Origin of the sequence: Variovorax sp. EL159, assembly GCF_900100965.1 — a bacterium.
GTDB lineage: Bacteria > Pseudomonadota > Gammaproteobacteria > Burkholderiales > Burkholderiaceae_C > Variovorax.
Genome location: NZ_FMUJ01000002.1, coordinates 442,106 through 454,624, shown reverse-complemented (window position 1 = coordinate 454,624; position 12,519 = coordinate 442,106). Strand labels below are relative to the sequence as shown.

At 68.5% G+C, this 12,519-nt stretch carries 11 protein-coding genes; 2 read left to right on the top strand and 9 right to left on the bottom strand.

Annotation, left to right across the window (positions count from 1 at the left end):
- Position 1 precedes the first annotated feature (1 nt).
- Positions 2–913, top strand: coding sequence for an OmpA family protein (locus tag BLQ28_RS08365; protein ID WP_256327224.1), 912 nt, complete (start codon positions 2–4; stop codon positions 911–913).
- A gap of 53 nt (positions 914–966) precedes the next feature.
- Here BLQ28_RS08365 and BLQ28_RS08360 read toward each other — a convergent pair whose 3' ends face one another.
- Together BLQ28_RS08360 and BLQ28_RS08355 are read right to left on the bottom strand one after the other, a co-directional pair.
- Complete coding sequence (locus BLQ28_RS08360; protein WP_093238316.1) at positions 967–2,034, bottom strand: L-idonate 5-dehydrogenase; 1,068 nt, start codon at positions 2,032–2,034, stop codon at positions 967–969.
- A gap of 27 nt (positions 2,035–2,061) precedes the next feature.
- Positions 2,062–3,015, bottom strand: coding sequence for a 2-hydroxyacid dehydrogenase (locus BLQ28_RS08355; protein WP_093238314.1), 954 nt, complete (start codon positions 3,013–3,015; stop codon positions 2,062–2,064).
- Between the two features lie 174 nt (positions 3,016–3,189).
- Here BLQ28_RS08355 and BLQ28_RS08350 point away from each other — a divergent pair, with 174 nt between their 5' ends.
- Positions 3,190–3,951 carry a glucose 1-dehydrogenase gene (locus BLQ28_RS08350; RefSeq protein ID WP_093238313.1) on the top strand — a complete coding sequence of 254 codons (762 nt, stop codon included), beginning with the start codon at positions 3,190–3,192 and terminating at the stop codon, positions 3,949–3,951.
- A 3-nt stretch (positions 3,952–3,954) separates the two neighbouring features.
- On the opposite strand, the gene BLQ28_RS08345 is transcribed toward BLQ28_RS08350, so the two are convergent.
- The 7 genes from BLQ28_RS08345 to cheY form a co-directional block, all read right to left on the bottom strand.
- A complete protein-coding gene (locus tag BLQ28_RS08345) occupies positions 3,955–4,689 on the bottom strand; it encodes an RNA polymerase sigma factor FliA (protein WP_093238311.1) in 735 nt (244 codons plus the stop codon).
- A 37-nt stretch (positions 4,690–4,726) separates the two neighbouring features.
- Positions 4,727–5,584, bottom strand: a complete 858-nt coding sequence (locus BLQ28_RS08340; RefSeq protein ID WP_176801051.1) for a P-loop NTPase family protein — start codon at positions 5,582–5,584, stop codon at positions 4,727–4,729.
- A gap of 10 nt (positions 5,585–5,594) precedes the next feature.
- Positions 5,595–8,033: a flagellar biosynthesis GTPase FlhF gene (gene flhF, locus BLQ28_RS08335; protein ID WP_093238310.1), complete on the bottom strand. Its 2,439-nt coding sequence runs from the start codon at positions 8,031–8,033 to the stop codon at positions 5,595–5,597.
- A complete protein-coding gene (flhA, locus tag BLQ28_RS08330; protein ID WP_093238309.1) occupies positions 8,030–10,129 on the bottom strand; it encodes a flagellar biosynthesis protein FlhA in 2,100 nt (699 codons plus the stop codon). Before flhA ends, flhF begins: the two co-directional genes overlap by 4 nt.
- A 61-nt stretch (positions 10,130–10,190) precedes the next feature.
- Positions 10,191–11,333, bottom strand: coding sequence for a flagellar biosynthesis protein FlhB (flhB, locus tag BLQ28_RS08325; protein ID WP_093238308.1), 1,143 nt, complete (start codon positions 11,331–11,333; stop codon positions 10,191–10,193).
- Between the two features lie 133 nt (positions 11,334–11,466).
- The gene (gene cheZ, locus BLQ28_RS08320; RefSeq protein ID WP_093238307.1) at positions 11,467–12,108 is read right to left on the bottom strand and encodes a protein phosphatase CheZ; all 642 of its coding nucleotides are present in this window, start codon (positions 12,106–12,108) and stop codon (positions 11,467–11,469) included.
- A 1-nt stretch (position 12,109) separates the two neighbouring features.
- Positions 12,110–12,505, bottom strand: coding sequence for a chemotaxis response regulator CheY (cheY, locus tag BLQ28_RS08315; RefSeq protein WP_176801079.1), 396 nt, complete (start codon positions 12,503–12,505; stop codon positions 12,110–12,112).
- Positions 12,506–12,519: the final 14 nt, after the last annotated feature.

The following is a 12,519-nucleotide window of genomic DNA, read 5'->3' as shown; positions in this document are numbered from 1 at the left end:
CATGAACAAGCCTCTTCTTCTCCAAGCCCAGCGCCCTTTCACTGCCTTCGCGGTTCGTGCCGCGCCGCTCGCCACGCTCTGCCTTGTGGCGCTGCTGGCCGGTGGCTGCGCCAGCCCGAGCTACACCATCACGCCCGAGATGCAGGCCCGCGCCGCGTCGGAAAACCCGGCACCGCCGAAGGACGACGACTTCCCCACGCCGGGTTCCGCCACATGGCAGCAGGGCGCGTTCCCGAGCCTCGAGGCCTTGCGCGCCATGCGCACCGGCATGGGCAAGGACCAGGTGCGCGGGCTGCTGGGCTTTCCGCATTTCAGCGAAGGGCTCGCTGGCGTGCGCGAGTGGAACTACATCTTTCACTTTCGCACGGGTGCCGGCCCCGACTACATCACCTGCCAGTACATGGTTCGCTTCAACGCAGACGTGCTGACCCACGGCATGTACTGGAAGGGCGCGGGCTGCGCGGACCTGCTCAAGCCGCCACCCGTGGCGATGCAGCCCGTCGCGACCGTGCGGCCGACGGTCGTTGCGCCTGCGAAGACGACGCTCGGCGCCGATGGCCTGTTCCGCTTCGACGGCCGCTCGCTCGACGACCTGCTGCCGGAAGGACGACGCAAGCTCGACGCGTTGGCACGCGACATCCGAAGCGACAGCGGATCGGTGGGTGCGATCAGGGTGACGGGCCATACGGACCGGCTCGGCAGCAAGCCCTACAACCAGGCGCTCTCGCTGGCGCGCGCCAACACCGTCCGCGACTACCTGGTGCAGGCCGGCGTGCCGGCGCAGCGCATGCAGGTGCAAGGCAGGGGCGAGGCGGAGCCGAAGGTGCATTGCGCGCAGGCCCGGCGCGCAGAACTCATCGACTGCCTGGCGCCGAATCGCCGCGTGGACATCGAGGTGCTCTCCGGGCAATAAGGCGCTGCCGCAGCGCTGGCAGTGCCGGCGCTGCGGACGCGACAGACGCGAGGTCAGGCAATGGCGGCCGCCGCATCCGCAAAGTCGATCAGCACCTTCATCGCCTGCTTCCGGTCGCTCGCCAGTTCAAAGGCTTCGCGCGCCTTCAGCATCGGGAAGGTGTGCGTCACCACCGGCGACAGATCGACCCGCCCTTCGTTGATGAGCCGCACGGCGAGCGCGAACTCGGCATGGAAGCGGAACGAGCCGCAGATGCTCAGCTCCTTCGAGACCACCATGTTCTGCGGAATGCTCACGTCGCCGCCCAGGCCGAGCTGCACGACCACGCCGCGCGGGCGCATCACCTCCAGCCCGTCGCGCAATGCGCGCTCGTTGCCGGAGCATTCGAGCATCACGTCGAAGGTGCCCTTGTCGGCCGAATGGCGCGCGACCCAGCCCTTGTCCTGCGCGGCGTTGATGGTCTGGTCGGCGCCCATGGCGCGTGCAATGGCGAGCGGTTCATCGACCACGTCGGTGGCGGTGATCTCGGCCGCGCCGTGCGCGCGCGCCGCCGCGATCGCCAGCACGCCGATGGGCCCGCAGCCCGACACCAGCACGCGCTTGCCCAGCAGCGGCCCGGCGCGCGACACGCCATGCAGCCCGACCGAGAACGGCTCGGCCAGCGCCGCCAGCCGCAACGGCACGTGGTCGGCCACCTTCACGCATTGCGTGGCCTCGCACAGGAGCATGTTGCGAAAGGCGCCCTGCACGTGCGGCATGCGCATGGCGCTGCCGTAGAAGCGCATGTCCAGGCACTGGTTGGGCAGGCCTTCGAGGCAGAACTTGCAAGCGCCGCAAGGCCGGCTGGGGTTGACCGCCACCTTGTCGCCGATGCGCACGCTCTCGACGCCCGGCGCCACCGCGACCACGGTGCCGGCCACTTCATGTCCCAGCACCATCGGCTCCTTGATGCGCACGGTGCCGAAGCCGCCGTTGTGAAAGTAATGCAGGTCGGAGCCGCAGATGCCGCCCATGCCGACCTTCACCAGCACCTGGCCGGGGCCGATCTCGCCGGCGTCCTGTTCGTCCAGGCGCAGGTCGTCGGGCGCGTGGATCACGAGGCACATGCAACGCAAACGCATGGTGTGTCTTTCTCTTTTTTCCGGCGATCAGGCCACGGGAGTGATGAGGGGCTGGCCCGCGAAGTGGGCCTCCAGGTTGCGGCGCACCAGCTCGCCCATGGCGCGGCGCGTCTGCTCGGTGCCGCTGCCATGGTGCGGGGTCAGCACCACGTTGTCGAGCGCCGCAAAGCGCGCGTCGATGTGCGGCTCGTTGAGGAACACGTCGAGCGCCGCGCCGGCGATGCTGTGCGATTCCAGCGCCTGCAGCAGCGCGCTTTCGTCGATCGTGCTGCCGCGCGAGACGTTCACGAGCCAGCCCTTGGGGCCGAGCGCCTGCAGCACTTGCGCATCGACGATGCCGCGCGTGGCATCGCCGCCGGGCAGCACGACGATGAGCACGTCGCACCAGTCGGCCAGCGCGGCCAGGCTGCCGAAGTGGCGATGCGGGCTGTCGGGCTTCGGCGTACGGCTGAAGTAACCCAGCTCCGCATCGAACCCCGAGAACCGCCGCGCGATGGTGCCGCCGATGCGGCCGAAGCCGGCGATGCCGATGCGCTGGCCGAAGACGCGCGTCGTGAGCGGCATGCCGCCGTGGGCCCATGCGCCGCTGCGCACGAACGCATCGCCCACCGGAATGCGCCGCTGCAGCGCGAGCGTGAGCCCGACGGCGAGGTCGGCGACGTCGCCATTGAGCACGTCGGGCGTGTTGCTCACGCGAATGCCGCGCGTGCGGCAGGCGGCCAGGTCAATGCCGTCCGTGCCCACGCCGTAGCAGGCGATCAGCTCCAGCTTGGGCAAGGCCGCGATGAGCTCGGCATCGGCACCCAGATCGCCGCGCGTGGCGATGGCGCGGATGCCCGGACCGTGTTCGGCAATGAGGGCCTGCCGGTCCGGCACCTCCCAGAGGCGATGCAGCGTGTAGGCCGCCTGCATCGGTGCCATATCCCATTCCGGATAAGCGCCGGGCATCAGCACGTGCGGGAATGTGGCGGTAGCGGTCAAGCGTTTCTCCTGCGAACGGGTTACGGATTGGGGGTGGATACCGGTAACTTTAAGTGGGCCGGCCCAAGGCTGGCAACGCAGGTTTCACTGGTTGACGCTCCCGGAAGATACCGGTAACGTATTCTCGCTGTCATGCACCGGGCACGCCGCGCGCGCCTTCCCCAGGAGCTTCTTTTGAAACTGTTCGATCTTTCCGGGCGCACCGCCCTCGTCACCGGCTCCAGCAAGGGCATCGGCTTCGCGCTGGCGCAGGCGCTCGGCGCGGCCGGCGCGCGCGTGGTGCTCAATGCGCGCGATGCCGCCTCGCTCGCTGCGGCCCGCGACGCATTGCGCGCCCAGGGCGTCGCGGCCGAGGCCATGGCCTTCGACGTCACCGACGCCGCCGCGGTCGAGGCCGGCGTGGCCGCCATCGAAGCCGACATCGGCGCCATCGACATCCTCGTCAACAACGCCGGCATGCAGCACCGCGGCCCGTTCGCGGAGTTCCCCATCGATGCCTGGCACAAGATCACCACGACCAACATCGACAGCGTGTTCCTCGTGGGCCGCTTCGTGGCGCAACGCATGATCGAGCGCAAGCGCGGCAAGATCATCAACGTGTGCTCCGTGCAAAGCGAACTGGGCCGCCCCGGCATCGCGCCCTACGCCGCCACCAAGGGCGCGGTGAAGATGCTCACCAAGGGCATGGCGATCGACCTGGGCAAATACGGCATCCAGGTCAACGGCCTCGGGCCGGGCTACTTCAAGACCGAACTGACGCAGGCGCTGGTGGCCGACGAGGCCTTCACCTCGTGGCTCTCGGGCCGCACGCCGGCCGGCCGCTGGGGCGACGTGGAAGAGCTGGGTGGCGCGGCCATCTTCCTGGCCTCGGACGCATCGAGCTTCGTCAACGGCCACATCCTGTACGTGGACGGCGGCATCACCGCAAGCCTGTAGCGCCTACAGCACGTCCTTCAGCTTGGCCCGCAGCCGGCTGATCGCCTGGCTGTGCAACTGGCACACGCGCGACTGGCTCACTTCGAGCACCGCGCCGATCTCGCGCAGGTTCAGCTCTTCCTCGTAGTAGAGCTTCAGCAGCAGCTGGTCGCGGTCGGGCAGCGCCCCGATGGCGTCCACCAGCTGATGGCGAAAACCGCTCTCCAGCAGTTGTTCCAGCGGGTCGTCGCTGCTGCGGCGGTCCTTGCGCGTGTCTTGTGCGTGCGTGTCGAGGAAGGGGTTGTCGGGCTCGCCCTTGGCGAAGTCTTCGACATACAGGAGCTGGCAGCCCTGGATCTCCTGCAGCATCGACTGGTAGGCCTCCAGGTCGATCTTCAGTTCCTTGGCGATCTCGCCTTCGGTGGGCGAGCGACCGAGCCGGTGGCCCAGCGCCTGGATGGCTTTCTCGATGCCGCGCGCCGACTGGCGCAGGCCGCGCGAGCCCCAGTCGTTGGCGCGCAACTCGTCGAGCATGGCGCCGCGGATGCGCTGGCTGACGAAGGTCTCGAACTGCGCGCCGCGGTTGTCCTGGTAGCGGCTCGATGCGTCCAGCAGGCCCAGCATGCCGGCCTGGATCAGGTCGTCCAGCTCCACGCTGGCAGGCAGCTTGGCCATCATCTGCAGCGCGATGCGGCGCACCAGCGGTTGGTGCTGCGCCAGCAGGTGGGATTTCTCGATGGTTCCCTGTGCGGTGTACACGGCCGTCCTTTTCCGGTTTCGTCCAGATGCGGCGGGGTCAGGCAGCGACCGCGTGCGACGGCTGCAGCGGTTGCTGCAGTTGCTGTAGTTGCGGTGACGACGAAGACGGCGTGCGCGCGCCCGCCTCGCGCCACGGCCAGCGCCCCATGTCGTCGGCGACGCGGCGGAAATCGACGGCGGCCGCGCTGGCGGGAAAGGCCTCGACGGCGGTCTGCCTCAGCCGCCACGCATCGGCCAGCCGCGGATCGGACCTCACCCACCCTGCCGGCTGCAGCGACAGCGCGAGATAGCGGCTGCCCGCATTGGCCAGGTTGCTCATGACCTTCTGCGCCGCATCGACATCGGTCACGCCATTGACCAGAAAGCGCATCTGCTGGAGCGCATGCGCGTAGTGCAGGCGCTTGATGCCGGCATAGGCCGAGGTGATGCACGCGGGATGCGGCTGCAACACCAGAAGCAGTTCGTCCGCGCCTTGCGCGAGCGCCGACAACCGGCCTTCGCCATCGAAGGCCGCATCGACGATGACCACACCGCTGGGCCACATCGAACGCGGATCGGTCGCGTCGTGCGCCACGCCGGGTGGCGCGGGCAGCACGTGCACGCCCGAACCGGCGCGCGCGGCCGCCCTTTCAATGCCAAGGCGTGCGCCGGCCACGTCGGCCAGGTTGCCCAGCGGATCGATGGCCCAGCCGTCGCAGGCCGATCGCTCCTTCGGGCAATGCTCGTCCAGCAGCAGCACGTTCTTGCCCTGCTGCACCAGCGCCGCGCCCAGGTTCATGGCGGTCGTGGTCGCGCCCGCACCGAGGCCCATGCCCGCCACGGCGACGACACGCGTCGGCGTCTGCGCGAGCAGGCGCCGCAGCCCGTCTGCCTGATCCGTGACCCGCTTGCTCATGCGATGTCCCTCAACCCATCTGCACCAGTGCGCGCGGCGCCTGCGTGGGCGCGGTCGACTCGGTGCCCAATGCTTCGAGCAGCAGGAAGAACTTGCCGACGCCCGCGTACAGCGCGCTGCCGGTCATCGGCCGGCCGGCACGCACGGCGCGCCCCGTCAACTGGCCCAGCAGCATGCGGGTGCGCTCGGCCCAGTCGCCTTCGGCCTGCAGCAAGCGCCACACGGTGGTGCTCATCTGGCCGGCAATCAGCAGCCGCTTCATCATGTTCGGGTCGCCCAGCTCGCCCATGCCGCCGACCAGTTGCACGCCGTCGCGCATCAGGCGCAGGCAGGGCTCGGCGTCATTGGCCCAGCCTTGCCATTGCGCGAGCTGCTGCGGGCCGACCTCGGCGCCGACGTTGGACAGCGCATAGCCCTGCGACAGCACCTTGCGGCTGCGTGCATCGATCACCTTTGTCGCCACGCAGCGCAGCGTGGGCAGCGCCTCGCGGTCGAGGCCCGCGGCCATGGCGGCGGCACCGGGGCGCGGCACCACGTCGGCATGCGCCTCGCACTGCAGCGCGGGCTTGCCACGGAAGCGCACGGGGCGTGCCTCGCCGAATTCAAAGCCGATGCGTGCCAGCGTGCAGGCCGCGCCGGTGCGCGCGTCGATCACCGCCGTCGAGCCCGGCGCGCGCGCCAGCCAGTGCTGGCCCGAGGCCTGCCACTGCAGCACCACGTCGAGGCCGGGCAGCTTGCCCAGCACATGCACCAACGCCTTGCCGAAGTCCTGCTGACGCAGCCACTGCACCTGCCGCATGCCGGGCCTGCGCGAAGCATCGGCCGCACCGCGCGCGGCGGTAGACAGCCACTGGTTCGGCGCCGCCAGCGGCAGGCCGCTGCGGTCCGACAGCAGCAGGCTGCCGTGGCATTCATAGGCGTCGCCGCTCTCGCTGGAACGCAGGCCGACCTGCCCGCACAGCGCGAGCACATGGGTCTCGCAGCCGGCAGCGACTTCACTGCGCGCGTGTTCCGACAGATCCTGCAGCACCGCCTTGTGGCCCACCGCGTCGTCGCCCGCCTGGCGCCAGAGCCCGCGTGCGCGCTCGAAGCCGATCTGCGCACCGGCCAGCGCGCTCGCGGCGGTGGCCAGCTCCTGCGCGTCGTGCGCCATCGCGCGGATCAGGTTCTGGTACTTCAGGCGCAGCCGGTCGGCCTCGCCCTGTGCCTGCACCACCTGCGCCGACGGGCCCGCGCCCGCGGGTTCGTCGTTCAGGTCGGTTTCGGCCGGCACGAACAACGGGCTGTGCTGGCGCGGCTGGAACACGCTGTCCACCAGCTGCGCGCGGTCGGCCTTCATCAGGTTCTCGGGCACCTTCTGGCCGCTGGAGATGTAGTGCACCGGCAGGCGATGGCGGATCACCGTGTCGATCAACGCACCGGGGTGCGTGGCCTCGTCGACCTTGGTGAAGATGCAGCCCGTCAGGTCGTTGCCGTTGCGGTAGGCGTGCACCACTTCGTTGAGCGTGTCGCCGTGGCTGGTCGCGTTGAGCAGCAGCAGCCGCTTGACCGGCCGGTGGCTGTTGCCGAGCATGGCGATCTGCTCCGACACGGCGCGGTCGCGCTGGCTCATGCCGACGGTGTCGATCAGCACCATGTGCTTGTCGCGCAGGTCCTGCAAGACCAGGTGCAGGTCGGCCGCATCCTTCACGGCATACACCGGCACATTGAGAATTTCGCCGTAGATGCGCAGCTGCTCGTAGGCGCCGATCCGGTAGCTGTCGGTGGTCACCAGCGCGAGCTTGTCGGCGCCGAAGCGCATCACGCAACGTGCGGCCAGCTTGGCTGTGGTGGTGGTCTTGCCCACGCCCGTGGGGCCCATCAGCGCGTACACGCCGCCTTGCGCGAACAGTGCGTCTTCGTCTTCATGCACCGGCACCGCGCGGATGAGTTCGGAGCGCACGAAGGCCATGCCTTCGGCGTAGCTCTGGCCGGTGGGCAGCTTCTCGAGCATGGCCTTCGACAGGCGCGCGCTGAAGCCGGCGCCGAGCAAGGTGCGCAGCAGGCGGCCGCGCACCGGGTCGCGGCGCTGCTTGTCGCTCCAGACCACGCTGGCAAGCTGTTCCTCGATCATTCCGCGCATCGAATGGAGTTCGCTGAGCACCGCTGCTTCCGCCGGCGCGGCCGCAGACGCGATCGCGGCGAGCGGCATCGGTGCCGGCGCGGCAACCGGTGCCACCGGCACGACGGGCTCCACCTGGATCGCGGGCGCGGCGTTCTCCAGCGCCTCCTGCACATCGCCTTCGGCCATGGCGACGATCTCGACGCCCTCGGCCGTGGCGCGGTGGGTGAGCACGATGGCTTCGGCGCCGAGCGTCTCGCGCACCAGTCGCAGGGCTTCTCGGCCGGTGGCCGCGACGAATTTGCGTGCAGTGGTGCGCACGTCGCGTGTTTCAGCTTGGGAATTCAAACGCGTCCTCCAATGGCGGCGGTGATCTTGATGGTCCGGGAGTCAGGGATCTCGGCATGCGAGAGCACCTTGAGCTGCGGCAGGCTGCGCCGCAGGAAACGGGACAGCAGCACGCGCAGCGAGTGCTGCACGACCAGCACGGGCGCCAGGCCCATCTGCTCCTGCCGCACGATGGCGGCCTGCGCCTGCTGCAACAGGTTGTCGGCAATGCCGGGCTCGATGCCGCTGCTGTTGGTCAGCGCCTGCTGCAGCACGCCGTCGAGCGAGCCGTCCAGGCCGATCACCTGCATCTCGATGTCGCCCGGGAACAGCTGCTGCGTGATGGCGCGGCCCAAGGCCAGGCGCGTGAGCGTGGTCAGCTCGGTCGGGTCCTTGATGGTCGGCGCGTGCTCGGCCATCACATCGAGGATGGTGCGCATGTCGCGGATCGGCACCTCTTCGTCGAGCAGGTTCTGCAGCACCTTGTGCAGCGTGCTGAGCGACAGCACCTTGGGCACCAGGTCTTCGGTGAGCTTGGGTGCGGTCTTGCCGATCTGGTCGAGCAGCTGCTGCACTTCCTGGCGGCCCAGCAGCTCGGCGGCGTGGGTCTGGATCAGGTGGTTCAGGTGCGTGGCCATCACGGTGCAGGCATCGACCACCGTGTAGCCGTACACCTGCGCCTGTTGGCGCTGGCTGGCGTCGATCCATGTCGCGGCAAGGCCGAAGGCCGGGTCGCGCGTGGGCGTGCCGGGCAAGGTGCCGGTGACCTGCCCCGGGTTGATCGCCATCCACTGGTTGGGGAAGGCCTCGCCCCGGCCGATCTCCACGTCCTTCAGGCTGATGATGTACGTGTTGGGCTTGATCTCCAGGTTGTCGCGGATGTGCACCACGGGCACCAGGAAGCCGATCTCCTGCGCGATCTTCTTGCGGATGCTCTTGATGCGGCCCAGCAGTTCGCCCTGCTGCGACTGGTCCACCAGCGGGATCAGGCGGTAGCCGACCTGCATGCCGAGCGGGTCGACCATGGCCACGTCGTCCCACGTGGCCTCGGCCATCTCCGCCGTGGGCGCAAGGTTCGCGGCCTCGGCGGCCGCAGCCTGTTGCGCGGCAGCTTCGCGCGGCTTGCGCAGCAGGAGGCGCCGGCCCATCCACGCCAGCCCGCCCGCGATCAGCAGGAAGGCCAGGTTCGGCATGCCCGGGATCATGCCCAGCAGGCCGACGATGCCGGCCGTGAGAAACAGCACCTGCGGGTTCGAGAAAAGCTGGCCCGTGAGCTGGCTGCCCACGTCTTCGTCGGTGGTCACGCGCGAGACGATCACGCCGGCGGCGGTCGAGATCACCAGCGCCGGAATCTGCGCCACCAGGCCGTCGCCGATGGCCAGCAGCGTGTACGTGCGGCCGGCGGTCGAGAAGTCGAGGCCGTGCTGGACCATGCCCACCACCAGCCCGCCAATGATGTTGATCACCATGATGAGCAGGCCCGCGATGGCGTCGCCGCGCACGAACTTGCTGGCACCGTCCATGGAGCCGTAGAAGTCGGCCTCTTGCGCGACTTCGGTGCGGCGCTTGCGGGCCACGTCCTCGCCGATCAGGCCGGCGTTCAGGTCGGCGTCGATGGCCATCTGCTTGCCGGGCATCGCGTCGAGCATGAAGCGCGCCCCCACCTCGGCAATGCGCCCCGCGCCCTTGGTGATCACCATGAAGTTGATGAGCACGAGGATGATGAACACCATCACGCCCACCGCGAAGTTGCCGCCCACCAGGAAGTGGCCGAAGGCCTCGATCACCTTGCCCGCCGCATCGGGCCCGGTGTGGCCGTGCATCAGCACCACGCGCGTGGACGCCACGTTCAGCGACAGGCGCAGCAGCGTCGAGAACAGCAGCACCGCCGGGAAGGCCGCGAAGTCCAGCGCCTTCATCGTGTACATGCTCACCAGCAGCACCATCACCGACATGGCGATGTTGAAGGTGAACAGCAGGTCCAGCAGGAAGGGCGGCAGCGGCAGCACCATCATGCTCAGGATCATGATGATGAGGATCGGCCCCGCGAGCCCCTTGAACTGCGATCCGGAGAACATCCGCGTCGGCAGGCGCAGCAGTTGAGTCATCGCGTTCATTCAATAGCCTTCATGCGCCGCGCTGCGGAGCAAACTGTCTTGGGGCGGCCCGGCACTGCGTTCATGCGGCATCCACGGCGTACTGGAGTTCTGCGGGCACCGGCAGATCGGTCGGCGTGCGCGGCGCGTCGCCGCCCTCGCTCTTCCAGCGCTTGAGCTGGTAGACCCAGGCCAGCACCTCGGCCACGGCCGTGTAGAGGCCCGCCGGAATTTCATCGCCCAGCTTCGTGTGCTTGTAGAGCGCGCGCGTGAGCGACGGCGCTTCGAGAATGGCGACCTTGTTTTCTTTGGCCAGCTCGCGAATGCGCGCGGCGACCAGCTCTGTGCCCTTGGCCACCACGCGCGGCGCGCGCATGTCGCTGTCCAGGTAGCTGAGTGCCACTGCGAAGTGCGTCGGGTTGGTGAGCACGATGTCGGCCTTGGGCACCTGGGACATCATCCGGCGCCGTGCCATCTGTTGCTGCTGCCGGCGGATCTGCGCCTTGATGTGCGGATCGCCTTCGCTTTCCTTGTGCTCCTGGCGCACGTCTTCGCGCGACATGCGCAGCTTGCGGTAGTAGCTCCACAGCTGAAACGGCACGTCGATGAGCGCCACCAGCAGCAGCGTGGCCGCGATCAGCGCGCAATGCTTGGCCACCAGCACGATCGCGTGCGGCAGCGCGTAGTGCGCGGGCTGCGCCATCAACGCCATCACGGCCTCGATGTCGTCCACGATGACCCACCACGCCACGCCGCCGATGAGCGCCGACTTGGCCAGCGCCTTGAACAGCTCGGCCAGCGACTGCGCAGAAAACATGCGGCCGATGCCGGCCAGCGGATTGAGCTTGCCGAAGTTCGGCGCGACCGCCTTGGTCGAGAACATCCAGCCGCCCAGCATCAGGGGCGCGGCCACCGCCGCCACCACCATCATCGCGAACAGCGGGCCGATGGCCATGAGCGCCTGGAACGCCATGAGCCCGCTCTGGGCCAGCATGTGCGAAGGGTCGAAGGCGCTGGCGCGGTCGAAGTGCAGGCCGCGGCGCAGCGCGCCGTTCATGCTCGCGCTGAGCGACTCCGCCGCGAACCACAGCCCGGCGCTGGCGGTGGCCAGCATGACGAAGGTGGTGAGCTCGCGCGAACGGGCCACGTTGCCTTCCTCGCGCGCCTTCTCCAGGCGCCGCTCGGAGGCGGGTTCCGTTTTCTCGAGATCGCTTTCCTCAGCCATTCATGCTCCGAACCAGCACTGGCGAAGTACGCCTTGCTCAAGACCAAATTATTGAATCCGGTCGTTCGGAACAATCCGTCGATCAGGGCCGGTATCGCCCTGCAATTCGGACAATCAACAGGGGCGCGCGGGCCTAGAAGCCCAGGCTCTCCAGCAGGTCGTCGACCTGCGCCTGGTCGGTCACGGCGTCGGGGTTGCCGGGCTTGATCTGCGGGCCGTTCTGCAGGCTGTGCACGGCCTCCTGGCGCTTCTCGGGCGGCGAGTTGTCGATCAGCACCTGCAGCAGTTGCGTCTCGACGTCGTTGACCACTTCCATCATCTTCTTGATGACCTGGCCGGTCAGGTCCTGGAAGTCTTGCGCCATCAAAATTTCCATCAGCTGCGAGTTGATGGCGCTCGCGCGCTGCGGCACCTCGTTGAGGTAGCCGCGCGTGTCCAGCACCAGTTCGCGCGCGTGGTCGAGCTCGATGGGGTTCTCGAACCATTCGTCCCAGCGCTGGCTCAGCCCCTTGGCATCGGTCGCCAGGGCTTCCTGCAGCGGCTGCGCCACGTCGATGGCATTGAGTGCGCGGTGCGCCGCGCGCTCGGTGGTGGCGGCCACGTAGCTCAGGCGGTCGCGCGCGTCCGGAATGGCTTGCGCGGCCTTGGCCACCTGCTTGTCGAGGCCCAGCTCGCGCAGGCCTTCGCGCAACTGGCGCGTGAGCTGGCCGATGCGGCCCAGCAGTTGTTCGGCGGTGTCTGTCGGGTCCGCGCCTCCCGCTGCGTCGTGGCTCATGTCAGCTGGCTTCCTTGGCGAGCTTCTCGAAGATCTTGGTGATCTTCTCTTCGAGCGTGGCCGCGGTGAAGGGCTTCACCACGTAGCCGTTGGCGCCGGCCTGTGCGGCCGCGACGATGTTCTCTTTCTTGGCCTCGGCCGTGACCATCAGCACCGGCAGCTTCTTCAGTTCCGGGTCGGCGCGGATGGTCTGCAGCATGGTCAGGCCGTCCATGTTCGGCATGTTCCAGTCGGACACCACGAAGCCGAAGTTGCCGCCGCGCAGCTTCTCGATGCCCGCGGCGCCGTCCTCGGCCTCGTCGACGTTGAGGAACTCCAGCTCCTTCAACAGGTTGCGCACGATGCGGCGCATGGTCGGGAAGTCGTCCACAACCAGGATTTTGATGCTCTTGTCGATCACGATATTTCCAA

What these genes read in the sequence shown, in the direction of transcription:
- BLQ28_RS08365 (WP_256327224.1), top strand. Translation starts at nt 2, where the DNA reads ATGAACAAGCCTCTTCTTCTCCAAGCCCAGCGCCCTTTCACTGCCTTC.
- BLQ28_RS08360 (WP_093238316.1), bottom strand. Translation starts at nt 2,034, where the DNA reads ATGCGTTTGCGTTGCATGTGCCTCGTGATCCACGCGCCCGACGACCTG.
- BLQ28_RS08340 (WP_176801051.1), bottom strand. Translation starts at nt 5,584, where the DNA reads ATGAGCAAGCGGGTCACGGATCAGGCAGACGGGCTGCGGCGCCTGCTC.
- flhA (WP_093238309.1), bottom strand. Translation starts at nt 10,129, where the DNA reads ATGAACGCGATGACTCAACTGCTGCGCCTGCCGACGCGGATGTTCTCC.
- flhB (WP_093238308.1), bottom strand. Translation starts at nt 11,333, where the DNA reads ATGGCTGAGGAAAGCGATCTCGAGAAAACGGAACCCGCCTCCGAGCGG.
- cheZ (WP_093238307.1), bottom strand. Translation starts at nt 12,108, where the DNA reads ATGAGCCACGACGCAGCGGGAGGCGCGGACCCGACAGACACCGCCGAA.